Here is a 16,752-nt window from a genome sequence, read left to right as displayed (position 1 = left end):
ATAGCCGGCCAGATGCGCCTGGGGATGCTCGCCGGCGCGATCGCGCGAGTAATAGAACACTGCCCCCGGCGGGGCCTGCCCACCAAAAGGCTTGTCGTCGCGCACATAGACCCAAATTCGGCCGGTGTCGGTCTTGCCCTTGGCCAGGACCGGCACCGTCGTGTCATCGCCGTGCAGTCGCTCGGCGCTTAGCACATGGGCCTCGAGGCGCCGGAACAAGGGCGTGAGCGCGACTGTACAACCACCGACCTGGTCGGCGAGGGTCGACAGGCTGATCGGCACGCCTTCCTTGGCATATCGTTCGGCCTGCCGGTTCAGCGGCTGGTGCTGGCCGAACTTCTCGAACAGCACCATCGCCAACAAGCTGGGGCCGGCCCAACCGCGAGGAATGACGTGGAATGGCGCCGGGGCCTGGCTGATCTTCTCGCAATCACGGCAGCTGAACTTCTCCCGGACGTGCTGGATCACCTTCCAGGATTTCGGGATCACCTCCAGCGTTTCTGTGATGTCCTCACCGAGCTTGGACAACCTCGCTCCGCCGCAGCAGGCGCACGTCACAGGTCCCGGCACGAGCACCCGCTCGCGAGGCAGATGGTCCGGGAACGGTTGGCGCGACGGCCGCTTGCGCGTGAACGAGGCCACCTTCGTCGTCTTGGCCGCGGCCATTTCGGCAGCGAGTTCGTCCTCAGTCGCAGAAGCCTCGAGTTCCTCCAACGTCAGTTCGAGCTGATCCAGCAGCCTTGCGGTACGCTCCGAGCCAGGGCCATGACGATCACGGTTCAGCTTTTGGATCTGCAGCTTCAGGTGAGCGATCAGCGCCTGGTCGTCGGACTGCTGGGCGCGAACGCTGGCAAGTTCGGCCCGCGTGGCCAGTAACGCCCCCTGCAGCGCCTCAATGTCTTCCGGCAGATTTTCGGGACCGTCACCCATGCACCGATGGAATCACAAAAGCCGCGATTTGGCGCGGCCTTTTTGCAATCTCACGCGACTATTGCGCTGCTTACCCTGCGCTCTGCGGCCGCCAACTATGTTGGGGGTTGCGCCAGTCGATCGCCTCCAGCAAATAGCCCATCTGAGCTGCCGTCAGCGACACCACACCGTCCACCGTCGCCGGCCAGATGAAGCGGCCACGGTCCAGCCGCTTGGCGTAGAGCGACAACCCGACCCCGTCGTGCCAAAGCGCCTTGATCAGGGTGCCAGCGCGACCACGGAACACAAAGACGTCTCCGGCAAAAGGATCTCGCCCCAGGCCCTCCTGCACCAGCAACGCCAGACCCTGCATGCCTTTGCGCATGTCAGTATGACCGGTTGCGATCCAGATTCTCGCTCCTGCTGCGATCGGGATCATCGCCGCTCCAGCAGATCCAACACGCGAGACAGCGCCATCATATCAACGCCGGCGTCCACGATCACTCGATAAGCTTTGCCGGAGACAATCTCCATGCGTCCGCTCGCCGTCGCCGCTAACGCTGTCGACGGCACTGGCGGCGAGTCCGGTACCACCATCGCTGGCACAAAGCCGGGCCGAGGCACTTCATCACTACTCGCCCGTGCACCAAACGATCGACGCCAAGTCAGCAACAGCGAACGTGAGATGCCGTATCGCCGTGCCGTCGACGAGACCGCCCGCGGGCTCTGCAAACTCTCCAAAACGATCTTGAGCTTCTCATCATCGGTCCAGCGACGGCGCCGGCCAGTCTCGACAATCTCGAACCGCTCGACCTGAGCACTGCACTTATTGCTGTCCATAAGGGCTGTTACACAGCACTCGTCTTAACCTGACAAGGCGGCCGTCACCGGAGGGAGACTCTCAAGCACCTTGCGATCTTTCCTCGAAAGGCGGACTTCTCTTGCTTCGGGTATCATCCCGACCTTGAATCACGACTCACGTTCCAAGAAAAGCGGGTACTAGGGCGGCGCACGCATGAACCTGACGGCGTGATACGGCGAAGGCTATGTCCGCTTTGCCCCTATGGCGACCATGCTCGTGCGGCAGCGCGATATGACGCGAAGGGGGCCATGACCGGACCTCTCTGAAATCGCGCATAAGAATTCGGCTTGCTGAGGGCAGGTCATACGACCAGGCGCAACCAGGCGGAGAAGGCTTCGATGCTGGGATGCTCGGGGTGATTGGGAACGTGCACAACGTAAAAGCCATAGCCTGACAGCGACAGATCGTGGGCCTTGACGAGAACTCCGCTCTCGAGTTCGCGTCCAACGACGACGTCGCTGAACATGGCGATGCCCTGACCTGCGACGACCGCATCGATTGCGTGAAGTTCTTCCCTGAAACTCAGGTCCCACGCTTTGTTGGTCTCGGGAATGCTGGGGTCGATCGAGCGGGCGGTCGCAAGCCAGCGCGACCAGGTCGGCGCGTCACGGTCGCGGTTCATCCAATCGAAGTGAATCAATGGATAGTGCAGGAGATCGGAGGCACGATCGATCCTCTGTCCGCGCCGCGTCAACAATTCTGGACTGCATACCGGAAAGAACGTGTCGCGAAAGATCTCCTTTCCGTTTAGATCGAGTGGCATGCGCCGTGCATACCGAATTGCGATATCGGCTTCTCCGACGCGCAAATCGAGGACCGCGTCCGTCCCGATGATCTCAAGTGGAATCTTCGGATAGGCCTCGCGCCACTTCGGCAGTCGCGGCACCAACCATCGGCTGGCAAAGGCATTGGGGCTTGTCACTCGCAAGCGCTTGTGGCTGGCGCGCGGGGACGCAGACGCGATCGCGCTCGCAAATGCGTCGAAACCGCCCCTGATGATCGGAAAAAGCCGTTCGCCGGCGCTGGTCAGTTCAAGAGGACGCGGGCGACGACGAAACAGCGGCTGGCCGCAAATGTCCTCAAGTGCCCGGATCTGGTGGCTGATCGCCGTCGGCGTGACGCCGAGCTCTTCGGCTGCCTCGCGGAAGCTCATGTGCCTTGCGGCAGCCTCGAAGGCGCGCAGTGAACCCAGGGGCGGAAGCTTTCGCATTCCCTAAGGGTAGGTGAATTCAGCTCATCTGGCGACTCAATAATTCGATTTTGCCGGCGATTGGGCGACGTGAGACGCTTGTGACCGTCGCGCTGCGTCGCAGCAGGGAGAACGGGAGGCCGCCATGGACGCAACCAGGCTTACGGACAGAGACAGCGGTGAATTAGATCAGCAAACTCACGACGTCGCACGCCTGAGACGAACGGTCCGTGGCGACGTCGTCGCGCGAGGCGATGTGGCCTACGACCAGGCGCGAAAAGTGTGGAACGGCATGGTCGACCGGCATCCTGCGGCGATCGTTTACTGCGCCGGCCCCGACGATGTTGTTGCGGCGGTCAATTTCGCGCGGTCGCGCTCCCTGCTCGTCGCGGTGCGGGCGGGCGGCCACAACATCGGAGGCGCGTCGGTGTGCAATGACGGCCTCGTCATCGATCTCTCACGCATGAAGCAAATCGAGGTCGATCCGGACAAGCGGACCGCGCGAGCCCAGGCCGGCCTCAATCTCGGCGAGTTTGATGCGGCAACTCAGACGTACGGTCTCGCGACCACGATGGGAGTCAATGGCGATACCGGTATTGCCGGGCTGACGCTCGGCGGCGGCTTCGGCAAGCTCGGGCGCAAATATGGCCTTTCCTGCGATAACCTTGTCTCGGCCGAGGTCGTCACGGCGGACGGTCGGCTGTTGCGCACCAGCGCCACGGAGCATTCCGATCTATTCTGGGCGATCCGCGGCGGCGGTGGCAATTTCGGAATCGTCACGAGCTTTGAGTACCGGCTGTTTCCGGTCGGTCCCGTGCTGTTGGCGGGCTCGATCGCGCACCCCTACGAACGGGCGCACGACGCGATGCGCTTCTATCAAGCGTTTGCGAGCACAGCCGCGGACGAGTTGAGCCTGGACGCGGCGCTGGCGACGACTCCATCGGGCGAGCGGGTCTTCAGCATTTCGGCTTGTTATGTCGGTCCGATCGATGAAGGTGAGCGGATCCTCAAGCCGCTGCGCGAATACGGAGCGCCGATCCAGGATCAAATTGCGCCGCGTTCTTATGTGGAGATCCAATCCGCCGGCGATGCCATTTTTCCACGCGGCCGTCGTTATTATTGGAAGGCACAGTTCCTGCGCGAACTGTCCAGCGCGGCAATCGATACACTCCTGGCCGGGTACGCGAGCGCCCCTGCGGAATCGCTGCTTGTGCTGCAGCATGTCGGCGGAGCCATCGCGCGCATACCGGTCGAAGCCACGCCTTATGCCAACCGTGATGCGCTGTACGATTGCTTCCCCATTGCCATCTGGGACGATCCGGTCGAGGACGCGATGCGTATCCGCTGGGCACGCGAGTTGTGGGACGCCATGCGACCTTTTTCAACCGGCGGCGTCTACGCCAACAATCTAGGCGAGGAAGGAACGGAGCGCGTAGAGGCTGCCTACGGCGAGAACTACGCGCGACTGCTTGCGCTCAAGACCAAATACGATCCGACGAACTTCTTCCGGCTGAACCAGAACATCGCGCCGGCAGCACAAGCGACCCGCGGGCGCGATCCCCGTGCATGACGAGATGCGCGGCCTGATGAACTCCGGCGAGACCGCGTGGGCCGATCGGCTGGCGCGCATCCTCGCCGAGATCGAGGCTGTGCTGCGCAAGGAAACGTTGATCGCGTAAGGTCACGCGGCACGGCTGCAAATGCTGCGCACGCCGCGCGGCGAATCGCCGAAGCGGGCCCGGAACAATCGGTTGAAGTGCGATATGTCCGAGAAGCCGGCTTCCAGCGCAATATCGGAAATTCGCTGCGCACCGTCGCGCGGCACAATCAACATTGTGAACGCCTTTTGCAGCCGCAGTTCGTTGACGCGCTCTGTGAAAGACGCGCCCGATGACGCCATCACGCGCTGCAGATAGCGCGGAGAGATGCCCTGGCGACGGGCCACGATCTCCAGGCTGAGCTCCGGATCCTGAAAGTGCGCCGCGATGTGGTCGAGTGCGGCGCTGTGACGCGCCGCGATCACCGCGCTCGCGCTGCTCTCACCCAAAGAAGCGCCTTCATCGATTGTGAGCGCCAGGAGGTCGTGGATGTGGGTCACGATCGTATCGCGCAGCTTTGGCGCAGCCAACGCACCTTGCTTCAATGCCAGCTTCAGATAAGGCATCAGAAGCCGGAGCGCCTCGGTCCGGCGGGAAATCGGCCGCATGACGAGGTCGTCGACATCGGTCACCCGCGGCACCAATGCCTCGCGCGGCACCGCCAGACCGATTTGAAGACCCTGGACATAGCGCACGGTGGCCGGCTCCGCGTGCAGAAGCGCGATGGCATCGCCACCGCGGAATTCAATCTCCTGGCCTCGCTGCGATAGCCGGCTCGAGCTCGGAGAGCTGACGATGAGGCCGATCGAGTCATCGCCATCGACGATGTTCGTTCGCGAACGTTTGAAGCGCATGGCCGACCCCTGCCATGCGAGCACGCGAAGCCCCTGAAGCGCTTGCAGCGTTGCTTCGGCCTGAAACGGAGCGTCGGATGCAGCCGCGATATCGGCGTGCACGATGCATCGTCCGAACTCTTCGCGCCACATCGGAATGCGGATCCGCTCGGGGAGCTCGCGGGTGGAAAATCGAATCGATCTGAAATCGGCTGCACCCGCGGACATGCGGAATCTCCAAGCCTTACGCAACAACCGGAGTTATTCCGACAATCGACTGCCGATATCTGCAATTTGCGCTTCGCGCACCGACCTTCCAATACGAGGTGCGCAGAAGTCCAAGAAACAATGCCGCCGGAGTGCTAGTGTCACTCATCGCAATCGACACCGCAAGTGAGCTAGTTCACGTCGAAGCGACGAAATCTGAACTAAGGTAATTGCGAAAGTCGTGGTGAAAATATCTCTCTAAAGAGGAGAGAGCCATGATGAAGCTATTTCTGGTTGCCGCCATCGCGTCCGTTTTGAACTTCGTCGGCGCCGCGGCCGCGAGCATAGCTCGAGCCTGCAAGGTTGTTTGCAATCCATCGAATTCATTCGATGTGGGATGCGATGCGCAAGCTGCGCCCCGGATGTCCCCTGCCCGATGATGATGTCGTGCCGCACGCGAGGCGCGCAACGGCAATCTTCGTCGGAGCAATGCCGGCCGGCTTAGCTCATCGGCCGCGGGTGAAATGACCTGGATCAATTGCATTGGGCCTCCATAAGTGCCGATTACGTGAGGATTTGCTCATGTCCATACTCGAATTGCTCTATCGGGAATGCTGCCGCGCCCGCCTTGCTGAAATGCGCAAACAATTCCTGGTCCCGGTTGTCGGCGACGACATCCTGGAAATGAATTGGGATGCCACCAATCCTGCCAACCCAGGAAAGGCCAACGGCCTCGACGACGCCACCACGACAAGCGAAGCCTCGATCATCCGGTAAGCACGCAACCGCATCGAGCCGATCGGCCCGCACACGCCGGAGCATCGCGAACTGGAAAGTGCTCCGGAGGAGTGCCTCACCGATCGGGCTCGCGGCCGCGCGCCGGTTAAGGCAACCAAATGCACGATCGCATACACACCTCAAAGCCGTCGGTCGGCGAGCCGCCGCCGGATTTCAACGCATCCGGTCGTGACCTGCGCATAGACGCCTGCCGGGGCATCGCGCTGTGGTGCATCTTCCTTGATCATGTCCCCGACAACGTCGGAAGCTGGCTAACGCTCAAGAACTACGGCTTCAGCGATGCCGCGGAAGTCTTCATGTTCATGTCCGGCGTAACCTGCGCACTCGCCTACGGCCGGGCGCGCCGCTACGAAGGCTGGAACGGCGTGATCAGCCGTTCACTGCGGCGAGGATGGTATATCTATGCAGCATTCCTGCTGCTCACGCTCGCTTACGCCATCATGGTCTACCTCGCAGGCGGCGACGATCTTGCCGACGCGAGCAATACGCGCGTTCTGCTGGAGGATCCGGGCGCGACGCTCGCGCACGCCGTGATCCTGCAGTACCGCCCGGTCAATGCCGACGTGTTGCCGATCTTCGTGCTGCTCCACCTGTTGTTCGCGCCGCTGCTGTGGCTGTTGCTGCGCTGGCCGAATGCGACACTGGCCACCTCCTTCGCGCTCTATGTGCTGGTACAGGTCTTCGGCTGGATGGTGCCGGCATGGCCAAGCAGTCATTGGGCCTTCAATCCGCTGGCCTGGCAGTTCCTGGTCGTGCTCGGCGCGTGGTGGATGATCGCGGGCAAGCCTGCCCAGCGATTGATAACGTCACGCGCCGTGCTGGTCGCTGCCGTGCTGTACCTGCTCGTCGCCCTCTTCATTGCCCTGAGCTGGCACATCAAGCCGCTGGAAGCCATGGTCCCGGAAATGTTCGCAAAGCTGTTTCATCAGTTGGACAAGTCGAACCTCGATCCCGCGCGGCTGCTGCATTTTCTCGCGATCGGCATCGTCGCGGTCCGGCTGATACCGCGTGACTGGCAGGCCCTAAGGACCCCGGCGCTGCGCAGCGTGATCCGCTGTGGGCAGTACTCGCTGCCGATCTATTGCCTCGGCGTGCTGCTCGCCTGCGGCAGCCACATGGCGCTGCTGGAGATCTCGGATGGAATTGCGATGCAGATCGCGGTCAGCGTCGGCGGCATTCTGGTCATGATCGCCGCTGCGACGCTGCTGAACTCGATCACAATCAAGCCCGCTCGGCCGCCGCACCTGAGCGCGACGATCCCCGACGGCGTTCCCATTGCGCGTCAATAGGTCCGAGCCGGCCGTCATGCGTCGTGCCGAACGGTCCCTGAAGAGCCACAGAAACTTTGCGCCGTGAAAGCTTTGCCTGTCGCTTTCGTCAGCCGCACCGCAGCGGATGACGCGAAGGGCCACAAGTCAGACCGTCTGCGAAGACCGCTCGATAAATCCCTTGGCTAAAGCGTGGTAGATGCCTTCTTCGCAAATGAGGCGCGAGGTGGCGTAGGCAATGGACGCAGCTGCCATGACGGGTACAACCATGGTGTGATTGTCGGTCATCTCGGTGACGATGACGAAGGCCGTGATCGGAGCCTGAACGACACCGGCGAAGTAGGAAACCATACCGAGTAGCATGATCGCCGCAACCGGTGCGCCGTGAAAGAAGGATGCGACGTTTGCGCCCAATCCTGCGCCGACCGCCAATGAAGGCGAAAAAATGCCGCCGGGAATTCCGCTGATGGAGGCGAATGTCGTCGCGAGAAACTTCAGGATACCGAAGTTGACCGGCAGCGCCGCCCCACCCTCGAGCGCCGACTTCACCTGCGTATAGCCGGTGCCGTAAATGGTATCGCCCGACACGATCCCGCAGATGGCGACTGCAAACCCGCAAAGCAACGCGAAGATCAGCGGATGGCGTTTGATCGCGCGGCCCGGTTTGTTGGCAAATCCACGCGCCATCATGATCACGATGCGGCTGAATATGCCGCCGAGTGCGCCTCCCGCCACGCCACATATCGGAATAGCGAGCCAATCCATTCCGCCACGCAGCGTCATTGGACTGCTGCCGAAATAGGTATAGTTGCCCATCAGCGCGAGCGACGTCAGACCGGCGGCGATGACTGCGGCAATGATCAGGCTGGAGGTCCGTGTCTCAAAGGACCGGCTCATCTCTTCAATGCCGAAGACGATGCCGGCCAGTGGCGTGTTGAAGGCAGCCGCGACACCGGCNCTCCCGCCAGGATCAAACCGGGCTGCCGTCGCGGCGAGAATCGTCCCAACGCAAACATAATGGAAGCGCCGATCTGGACCGTGGGCCCTTCACGCCCGACGGATGCACCGCACAGCAGGCCGAACAGGGTCAGGATGATTTTTCCGGCGGCAATTCGAAGTGACACGAGCGCCTCGCGCTCCGTCTGGTCCGTCAAATGGCGAGCCGCGATAGCTTGAGGAATGCCACTGCCTTGCGCATTCGGGAAAAAACGATTTGTCAGATAGACGGAAAACGCGAACCCCAGCGGCGTGACCACCAGCGGTGCGTAGCGAGACACCGACAGTAGCATCGCAAAGGCGACTTGCGAGAGGTCGGCCAGTTTTGCCAGCGCCACGGCTGCTGCACCAACCGCAAGACCGCCCAGCAAGAATATTGCACGGCGTTGCCATCGGGTGGTGACGACTTTGAATAGGCGTTTATCGCGGTTCGAAAGGAACTTCATTCTGGGTGCTTTGCAATATCTACCCAAACGAATAGCTGCGTCCAGGAAGGAGTGCAATCGGGTCCACTCTAGGCCCGCTCCGGGTCATTTTCGACTGATGCCGCGAGGCTGTCGGCAGGTTGATGTCCGCTTCTGCCCATAAGCGCCGCGCCCGGGCCGTCCGGAAGCGTTGCAAACGGCGAGGAGCCGACCCGCAGGGCGCCACGCGCGACTTGCGGTTTCAGATTGGTCGAGCGCTCGGTCTTACCTGTGTAATTGCGACGCCGGCGATCGCCAGCAGCCCACCGACAATCAACTTTGGCGTCACGTGGTCGCCAAGGAACAGCACGCTCGAGATCAAGGCGAACACCGGAATCAGCAGGCCGAAGGGGGCGACGCGGCCCATCGAGCAGCGCGCGATCAGCCAGAACCAAAGGCCGAACCCAACAATTCCGCCGATGAAAATCGTGTAGGCGAGTGCCAGCCAGCCACGTTCGTCCGCCGTGACAAGGCTCGCCGGCTGTCCATATTCAAGGAGCAGCGACATCAACATGACCTGCGGCACCGTGAGCAGCGACGACCACCCCATCAGCATCAACGGATCGAACGGGCCGTAGCGCTTCGTCAGAACGTTGGACACCGCGAATGCGAAAGCGGCGGCGACCACAAGCAGCAGCGGCAAGGCGTTCGTCGACGTGCCGGGCTCCGCTGCCAGCACCACGCCGGCGAACGCAAGCACCACTCCGGCAGATGTGACGAGCGACGGCCGCTCCGCCAGCAGCGGCCAGGCCAGCAGCACGGTGAAGGGCGGCGCGAGTTGATAGGCGACCGCCGACATGCTTCCCGAGCCGAGACCGATGCCGACATAGAACAGCCCGAAGTTCAGCCCGCCGAGAAACAGCGAGATAACCGCGATCGGGCCGAGCTGTTGCCGCGTAGGCCTCTTGACGAACGGAACAAGCAGCAGCGCGATGGCCAGGAAGCGCAACGCGAGGAAGAAGAGCGGCGGAAATTCCGTCACGCCCACTTTGATTGCCACGAACTGATAACCCCAGAGCAAGGGAACGGCCACCGCGCAGACGATCTGGATGGCAGACATGGAATCCTTCCTTTCAAGACCGATCGGTCCATATATCGGCACGCCTGTGACGGAGCCGTCCAAGCAGGACGTCCTGACCTCGTTTATCTGATGAAGCGGTCGAGCAGCGCGTCAGCGGTGGCTTGCGACGTGATCTGTGTCGACGCGGTTTTGGCGACCACGCGCAACCCTTCGACGAAACAGACCAGAATGCGGGCGGCGCTTGCAGGCTCGACGCCATCGGCCAACTTTCCCGCGGCCTCCGCCCGGGACAATGCGTCTGCCATCCTGGCCTCCATGGCCCTGAAAAAGCCCGCGGCGCGACGATTGACTTCAGCATCCTGGCCGGCCAGTTCCATCGCTGTCGCCACCAATAGGCATCCGCGCCGGCCATTGGCACCGCGCGTCCGCTCCACGTAACCAGCAAGGTAAGCTCGCAGACCGTCAACCGCCGCTCGGCGGGGATCGAGTTCGACGTCCATCCGTGTCAGTGCATCGGCAATGTAGCGGTCGAGCGCACGCAGGAAGAGCGAGTGCTTGTCGCCGAAAGCGGCGTAAAGGCTGCCGCGCGAGAGCTTCGTCGCACGAAGCAGGTCCGGGAGCGCCGTGGCGTGATAGCCGCGCGACCAGAACACATCCATCGCGCGTTCGACGGCGGCTTCCACATCGAAGCTCCGGGGACGGCCGCGCGGCGGCTGCACGAGGGTTTGGCGGTTCATTGCCGATATATAGACCAATCAGTCTTTAAATCGCAAGAGGCTGCTTCCGCTCATTCTCGGCTAATTCCGCGGGGGGTGCCGGTCGGTTGAAGTTTGCCCCGAAACAGGCTCGCTCACTTTGAATCTGCAAGCGGCGCGTTTGGATCGATCAGCGCCAAGGTGATCCAGTGCGCCTCGATGGCCGGCTTGACCATGCCTTCGACCTCCACCACCGTATCCCAGGCCGACTGGATGGACACCGCGCGCTCGGTCAGTCCGACCAGACGGAACTTGCCGCGCACCCGGGCTCCGGACTTCACCGGGCTCAGGAAGCGAACCCGCTCGAACCCGTAGTTGACGCCCATCCGCGTCCGCTCGACGCCGGGCATCGCATCGAAAGCGAGCGCCGACAGCAGCGACAGCGTCAGAAATCCATGTGCAATGGTTCCACCAAAGGGCGTTTCGCTTTCGGCTCGTTGGCGGTCGACGTGAATGAACTGATGATCGCGGGTGGCATCGGCGAACGTGTCGATCATCGACTGATCGACCAGCATCCAATCCGACACCTGCTCGGGGCCGTTGAGAAGCTGACGGTACGCTGCCAGTGGAACAAGCTTGCGGCGGATAGCTTCGAGCTCGGCGGCTCGCCTGGCGTCTGACACCTTCGACCTCGGCAATGAGGATATGGTACCCTACCTGTTTAAGCGAGCCGGCCGCGGCGCGCCAGTAGGACAAATGTCGGGCTCGCCGGCGGCCAAGCCGGAGCGCTCCGGTCGCGAGGCGCCACTCAGTGTGGCTTGCCGAGAATGGATGCAAAGGACAGGACAAAGATCTCGTCGCCGGCGTCGTCGCTGACATGCATGGCCCAATCACGCCAGTCTTCCAGGCTGGCTGATGCGACGAGCGATCGCGCCATCAGCGTCGCCGCCTCGCACGCCTCGGTGAGGCTGGCCACCGAGGTGCCGCGGCGATCCATCAACACCCCTCGCGTGTTGGAGCAGTGAAAATAGACCTGGGCCATGTTCGCGTCCTCGCAAGATCGGTGTGAGCTGATACGACCGTGCGTGGACCATAGGCGTGCGACGCGGGAACATGCGTGATGTCGCGCACACAAGCGTGCGCGGCCCGGCGGCCCGCGGACCGCAGAGAGAGGTCGGCGCCTCAGCCGAGATCGTGCAGGCCCTTGCCCAGCGGCGGCGTCAGGCGAAACGCCGAGAAGACGATCTTCAGCCCGGCCCGTTCGGGCGTGCAGGCCATCGGCCCCACTAGATAGGAGCTTGCCTTGGGGAACGGCGCCAGCCGCATCAACGGCCACAGCTTGCCGTCGGCGGACGCCTGCAGGCGCAACACGCCGTTCACCACGGTTGCGCGGATCCGGAAGTCGCCGGGATCGTGGCCATAGCGCGCCGTCGCCCAGTCCGACCGGCCGTCGGTCAGGACGCTGCCGAGCATGGCGCTGCCGTCGGAGAACTCGATCCCCGCCTTGACCCAATGCTGCGCATCGATGCGCACCATGATGCCCGCCTGATCGTAGAGCGCCTGGAAGTCGCCCTGCACGCGCAGCTCGGCGGTGAATGCCTCGCCTGTCCGGAAGCCAAGGAAATGTCCGCTGTCCCGGTTGAAACCGTAATGCGTCTCGCGCCAGAAGTCGGTGGCCTTGTCGGTGACGATCTCAAGATTGTCGCCCTCGGCCGACCATCGCTCCGGCTCGTTCAACCACACGCCGTCATGTCTGCGGAAGATCGGGCTGCTCATTTCAACCTCGGTTGGCGGTTCCCGCCGGTCTCATGCCGCCGCATACGACAGCGACTGACGCAAGCGCGGAGTCTGATTCCATTGTCCGGACCAGACTCCACGGCCGCCGCAGTTAGCGCAAGACATCGGACGATCAAAGCAATCCGTTCTTCTTGAGGATGTCAGGCGCGTTATCTTTCGTGATCAACATCGTCGGCAGAGTGATGACCGGCTGCAGCTTCTCGCCGTTCAGAAGCTTGACCGCCTGTCGCAGGCCTTCGGCTCCGGGTGTTGCGTAGAGGAACGTCGCCGTCAGCTGCCCCTTGCTCACCCAGGTCACGCCCTCATCGGGCAGGCCGTCGATGCCGATCATGAACTTGATGTCCTTGTCGCGGCCGGCGTCCTTGGCCGCAAGATACGCGCCATAGGCCATCGGATCGTTGTGGCCGTAGACGAGATCGATCTTCTCGTGATTGCGCAACGCCGTCGTCATGATGTTGTAGGCCTTGTCCTGCTTCCAGTCGCCCGACTGGTTGTTCAGCAGGTTCTTGATGCCGGGTTCCTTGTCGGTGAAAACGTGGAAGCCATCGTGCCGGTCGTGCGCCGGCTGGGTACCCATGCCGCCCCAGATTTCGACGACATTGCCGGCGGCCTTGCCGGGACCGCCGAGCAGCTTCACGGCGTATTCGCCGGCGGCGCGACCGATCGCAACATTGTCGCCGCCGATGAACTGGGTGATCCGCTTGGTATCGACGTTGCGATCAAGCACGATGACCGGGATCTTGGCGTCGATCGCCTTCTCTACGACGCCGGTCAACCCCGCCGACTCCTTCGGTGAAATCAGCAGGACGTTGACCTGCTGCACGATCAGGTTCTCGCAATCGGCAACCTGCTTTTCGGTCTTGTCCTGGCCGTCGGTGATCACGAGGTCGACATCCGGATGGTTCTTTGCCTCGGCCTGGACATCCTTGTTGAACTGGACGCGCCACGGCTCGAGTGTGGTGCACTGGCTGAAGCCGACCTTCCACTTGGCTGCCGCCTTGGCGGGGGTCCAATTCGCGGGCATGTAGATGGTCATCGCGGCGCCCGCCACGGTGGTCGACAATTTCAGGAATTCACGACGCTTCATCGAGATCCTCCCTTGCAAATTGCGCCTTTGCGGCGCTTGACGGCCGATGGGGCTCGGCTGTTCGCGGATCGACCTTTGCTTCCGCCGATCGGCTGAACCGCCATCGCGCGAAGAGCTGGCCGAGATTCTGTTCCTGCACGACGACGGTGCAGACGATGATCAACCCCTTCATCAGCAGCTGGACATTCGAGTCGATGTTCTGGAGCTGCAGGATGTCGGACAGCAGACCGAAGATCAGGACACCGACGAAGGTGCCGGCGAGGCCGCCTCGGCCACCCATCAGGCTTGTGCCACCAATGACGACGGCGGCGATGGCATCGAGCTCGAGTCCCGTGCCTGCGTCGGGCTTGCCTTGCCGGTACTGCGCGACGAACAGAACTCCGGCGATCCCCGCGAGCAATCCGGAGAGCAGATAGGCCGTCAGCTGGACCTGGGCGACCTTGATGCCCGAAAGCTTGGCGGCCTCGACATTGCCGCCGATGGCATAGGCATAGCGGCCGAAGGTCGTGAAACGCAGAATCGCGCCGAACAGGATGATCGCCGCCAGGAAGAATACGCTCGGCACCGGCAGCACGCCCCACAACATCGAGCGGAGAAATTCGAATGCTTCGGTAGCGTTGGTGCCGGTGTAGACCGGCACGACGGCATTGTCCTGCCCTGCGGTGAGGCGGGCGATGCCGAGTGCGCTCACCATCATCGCCAGCGTGGCGATGAACGGCTGCAGCCGCCCGGTCACGATCAGAAGTCCGTTGGTGACGCCGAGCAACAGTGCAAGGCTCGGCGCGACCAGGAGCACACCAAGGACACCGAACTTGGTTGTCACCTGGGTCAACGTCCACCAAGCGACCGCGATCGCGGCAACAAGACCGAGCACCGCGGGAATTCCCAGGCTGCGCCAGGCCGGCAGCGTGATCTCGCGGCGCCGCCCTGCGCCGACATCATGGCCGCGTGAAAGCCCGATCACGATGAAGCGCGCGGCAAGCGCCACGGTGACGCCGCCGACCAGCGTCGCGGCCGGCACGCCCATCGCCGAAGCCGCGGTCCAGCCGGACTTGGTCAGCAACATCGCGCAGATGACGGTCGAGAAACCCATCACGGAGCCGACCGACAAATCGATGCCGCCGAGCAGAATGACCATCGTCATGCCGGTCGCGACCAGCCCAGTGATCGAGACCTGACGCAGAACATCCGTGAGGTTTGCGTAGGACAGGAAGATATTGCTGCCTGAGGACGTCTGCGGCGACGTCAGCGCGCCGATCAGGCAGATGAGCAGCAGACCCCAATAGAGCTTGGTCCGCGACAGCAGACGTAGCGCCTTCATGCCGGTGCTCCTTCCGACCGCCGCACCATGCCGGGTGCCGCAAGGCGCATCACCATCTCCTGCGTGGCGTCCTCGCGGCGCAGGATTCCGGTCTGCCGTCCCTCGCACATCACGAGAATCCGATCGGACAGCAGCAAGAGCTCGGGCATCTCCGAGGTCACCACGATGATGCCGAGGCCCTGCCGGCCAAGATCGAAGATCAGCTGGTAGATCTCCTGCTTGGCGCCGACATCGATGCCGCGGGTCGGCTCATCGAGCAGGAGAATGCGGGGGTCGGTCGCCAGCCATTTGCCGATCACGACCTTCTGCTGGTTGCCGCCGGACAGTGCCGCGGCCGCCTGGCCGATGCCCGTGCAACGGACCGAAAGCCGGCGCACCATCTCGGCGGCCAATGCGCGCTCACCGGCGAAGGTGCGCAGCCCGAACCGCGACATCGCACCGATCGAGGGCAGTGCGATGTTGTCGCAGATCGACGCGGAGAGATGCAGCCCGCGCTCCTTGCGATCCTCGCTGACGAGCGCGAGGCCGAGGCGATAGGCCTCCGCCGCCGACGTGATTTCGGCCGGCACTCCGTCGATCGCAATCCGGCCGCCGCGCCAGCCGCGCGCGACTCCAAAGATCGACTCCAATATCTCGGTGCGGCCGGAGCCAAGCAGGCCGCCGATGCCGAGGATCTCGCCTCGCCTGAGGTCGAAGTCGACGCCATGCAACGTCCGCCGCCATCCGTGCGGCCCCAGTGTATCGAGGGTCAGGTCGCGCACGGAGAGCACCACGTCGCCGTCTCGCGCCGCCGCTCCCCGGTCGCTCACAGCCATCTCGCGACCCACCATCGCCGAGATGATCGCGCCATGCGACAATCCATCGATCGGGGCGGTCACGACACGCCGTCCATCGCGCAGGACGGTGACGCGATCGGCGAGACCGAGCACCTCCTCGATCCGGTGCGACGTGTAGATGATCGCGACGCCTTCACCGGTCAGTTGACGCACGATCTTGAACAGCGTCGTGCATTCCGACTCCGACAATGCCGATGTCGGCTCGTCCATGATGAGGATGCGAGCTTTCAGCGACAGGGCCTTGGCGATTTCCACCAATTGCTGCTCGCCGACGCGCAGGTCGGCAACGCGGCTCTCGGGAGCGACCTTGACGCCGAGGCGCCGCAAGATCTGCGCGGCCGCCTCGATGATGCGCCGCCGATCGATGAACAGGCCGGCGATGCGCGGCTCGCGGCCGAGGAAGATATTATCGGCGACGCTCAGCTCCGGAACGAGATTGAGTTCCTGATGGATGATCGCGACGCCCGCTTCCTCGGCATCGCGCACGCCGCCGAACGAGACGGCGCGGCCTTCGACCTCAACGGCGCCGTCATAGCTCGTGTGCACGCCGGCGAGAATTTTCATCAGGGTGCTCTTGCCGGCACCGTTCTCGCCCATCAATGCGTGCACTTCGCCCTGGCGCAGATCGAAGTCGACGTCGCTAAGCGCCTTGACGCCCGCGAAGGATTTGGAGACGTGCGCCGCCGCGAGCACGATCTGTCCGCCTGGCACGCTGACCCGGCTGCCGAGCTCGACCATGCGAGGCGAGCGGGAAACGCCCCGCTCATCGTCCGCGCCGACGCGTGTCTCCATCGGGCATTCCTCCCCGACTGCCCTCAATCCAGGAGATATCGGGCCGCTGGTGATGTTGCTTGTTTTACTGATATGCTAG

General features: G+C 62.9%; 17 protein-coding genes and 2 pseudogenes. 3 read left to right on the top strand and 16 right to left on the bottom strand.

Translation table 11 applies throughout. From position 1 onward, the window contains the following. The 4 genes from tnpC to AS156_RS22700 all read right to left on the bottom strand — a co-directional run. The coding region (gene tnpC, locus AS156_RS22715; RefSeq protein WP_136626056.1) for an IS66 family transposase at window positions 1-930 on the bottom strand (930 nt) is incomplete at its 3' end. 70 nt (window positions 931-1,000) lie between these two features. After that, window positions 1,001-1,348: an IS66 family insertion sequence element accessory protein TnpB gene (gene tnpB / locus AS156_RS22710; protein WP_038388978.1), complete on the bottom strand. Its 348-nt coding sequence runs from the start codon at window positions 1,346-1,348 to the stop codon at window positions 1,001-1,003. After that, window positions 1,345-1,749, bottom strand: coding sequence for an IS66-like element accessory protein TnpA (gene tnpA, locus AS156_RS22705; protein ID WP_066501573.1), 405 nt, complete (start codon window positions 1,747-1,749; stop codon window positions 1,345-1,347). Before tnpA ends, tnpB begins: the two co-directional genes overlap by 4 nt. A gap of 323 nt (window positions 1,750-2,072) precedes the next feature. Next, a complete protein-coding gene (locus tag AS156_RS22700) occupies window positions 2,073-2,981 on the bottom strand; it encodes a LysR substrate-binding domain-containing protein (RefSeq protein WP_066508864.1) in 909 nt (302 codons plus the stop codon). Window positions 2,982-3,105: 124 nt separating this feature from the next. On the opposite strand from AS156_RS22700, the gene AS156_RS22695 reads away from it, so the two are divergent. Beyond that, on the top strand, window positions 3,106-4,530 hold the full coding sequence (locus AS156_RS22695; RefSeq protein WP_082747681.1) for an FAD-binding oxidoreductase: 1,425 nt from the start codon (window positions 3,106-3,108) through the stop codon (window positions 4,528-4,530). 111 nt (window positions 4,531-4,641) lie between these two features. Here the strand turns inward: AS156_RS22695 and AS156_RS22690 are convergent, their stop codons facing one another. Further along, on the bottom strand, window positions 4,642-5,619 hold the full coding sequence (locus tag AS156_RS22690) for a helix-turn-helix transcriptional regulator (RefSeq protein ID WP_066508862.1): 978 nt from the start codon (window positions 5,617-5,619) through the stop codon (window positions 4,642-4,644). 175 nt (window positions 5,620-5,794) lie between these two features. After that, window positions 5,795-6,142 (bottom strand): hypothetical protein, encoded by a 348-nt coding sequence (locus tag AS156_RS42290; RefSeq protein ID WP_136626384.1) that lies wholly within the window; start codon window positions 6,140-6,142, stop codon window positions 5,795-5,797. Window positions 6,143-6,180: 38 nt separating this feature from the next. Here AS156_RS42290 and AS156_RS22685 point away from each other — a divergent pair, with 38 nt between their 5' ends. Together AS156_RS22685 and AS156_RS22680 are read left to right on the top strand one after the other, a co-directional pair. Further along, window positions 6,181-6,375, top strand: a complete 195-nt coding sequence (locus tag AS156_RS22685) for a hypothetical protein (RefSeq protein WP_066508859.1) — start codon at window positions 6,181-6,183, stop codon at window positions 6,373-6,375. A gap of 119 nt (window positions 6,376-6,494) precedes the next feature. Then, on the top strand, window positions 6,495-7,685 hold the full coding sequence (locus AS156_RS22680; RefSeq protein ID WP_066508858.1) for an OpgC domain-containing protein: 1,191 nt from the start codon (window positions 6,495-6,497) through the stop codon (window positions 7,683-7,685). A 126-nt stretch (window positions 7,686-7,811) separates the two neighbouring features. On the opposite strand, the pseudogene AS156_RS44780 reads toward AS156_RS22680, so the two are convergent. From AS156_RS44780 to AS156_RS22635, 10 genes and pseudogenes are all read right to left on the bottom strand, one after another. After that, window positions 7,812-8,621 (bottom strand): annotated as a pseudogene (locus AS156_RS44780) (chloride channel protein); the annotation flags it as partial. Between the two features lies 1 nt (window position 8,622). Next, window positions 8,623-9,094 (bottom strand): annotated as a pseudogene (locus AS156_RS44775) (chloride channel protein); the annotation flags it as partial. A 232-nt stretch (window positions 9,095-9,326) separates the two neighbouring features. Next, window positions 9,327-10,184 (bottom strand): DMT family transporter, encoded by an 858-nt coding sequence (locus AS156_RS22670; protein ID WP_066508857.1) that lies wholly within the window; start codon window positions 10,182-10,184, stop codon window positions 9,327-9,329. Between the two features lie 83 nt (window positions 10,185-10,267). Continuing rightward, window positions 10,268-10,882 (bottom strand): TetR/AcrR family transcriptional regulator, encoded by a 615-nt coding sequence (locus AS156_RS22665; protein WP_201456090.1) that lies wholly within the window; start codon window positions 10,880-10,882, stop codon window positions 10,268-10,270. A gap of 113 nt (window positions 10,883-10,995) precedes the next feature. Beyond that, entirely contained in the window at window positions 10,996-11,523 is a 528-nt protein-coding gene (locus tag AS156_RS22660; RefSeq protein ID WP_430641809.1) for a MaoC family dehydratase, read from the bottom strand. Between the two features lie 125 nt (window positions 11,524-11,648). Next, window positions 11,649-11,882, bottom strand: a complete 234-nt coding sequence (locus tag AS156_RS22655) for a DUF6894 family protein (RefSeq protein ID WP_066508856.1) — start codon at window positions 11,880-11,882, stop codon at window positions 11,649-11,651. 140 nt (window positions 11,883-12,022) lie between these two features. After that, window positions 12,023-12,616, bottom strand: coding sequence for a DUF1349 domain-containing protein (locus AS156_RS22650; protein WP_066508853.1), 594 nt, complete (start codon window positions 12,614-12,616; stop codon window positions 12,023-12,025). Window positions 12,617-12,749: 133 nt separating this feature from the next. Continuing rightward, window positions 12,750-13,724, bottom strand: a complete 975-nt coding sequence (locus AS156_RS22645) for a substrate-binding domain-containing protein (RefSeq protein ID WP_066508850.1) — start codon at window positions 13,722-13,724, stop codon at window positions 12,750-12,752. Next, a complete protein-coding gene (locus tag AS156_RS22640; RefSeq protein ID WP_066508848.1) occupies window positions 13,711-15,045 on the bottom strand; it encodes an ABC transporter permease in 1,335 nt (444 codons plus the stop codon). The genes AS156_RS22645 and AS156_RS22640 overlap by 14 nt, the downstream gene beginning before the upstream one ends. Further along, the gene (locus AS156_RS22635; protein WP_066508878.1) at window positions 15,042-16,619 is read right to left on the bottom strand and encodes a sugar ABC transporter ATP-binding protein; all 1,578 of its coding nucleotides are present in this window, start codon (window positions 16,617-16,619) and stop codon (window positions 15,042-15,044) included. The genes AS156_RS22640 and AS156_RS22635 overlap by 4 nt, the downstream gene beginning before the upstream one ends. Between the last annotated feature and the right edge of the window lie 133 nt (window positions 16,620-16,752).

It is taken from the genome of Bradyrhizobium macuxiense, from assembly GCF_001542415.1.
Taxonomy (GTDB): domain Bacteria; phylum Pseudomonadota; class Alphaproteobacteria; order Rhizobiales; family Xanthobacteraceae; genus Bradyrhizobium; species Bradyrhizobium macuxiense.
Note: the sequence above shows the minus strand (reverse complement) of the source record. Positions and strands in the feature narration are given on the sequence as shown.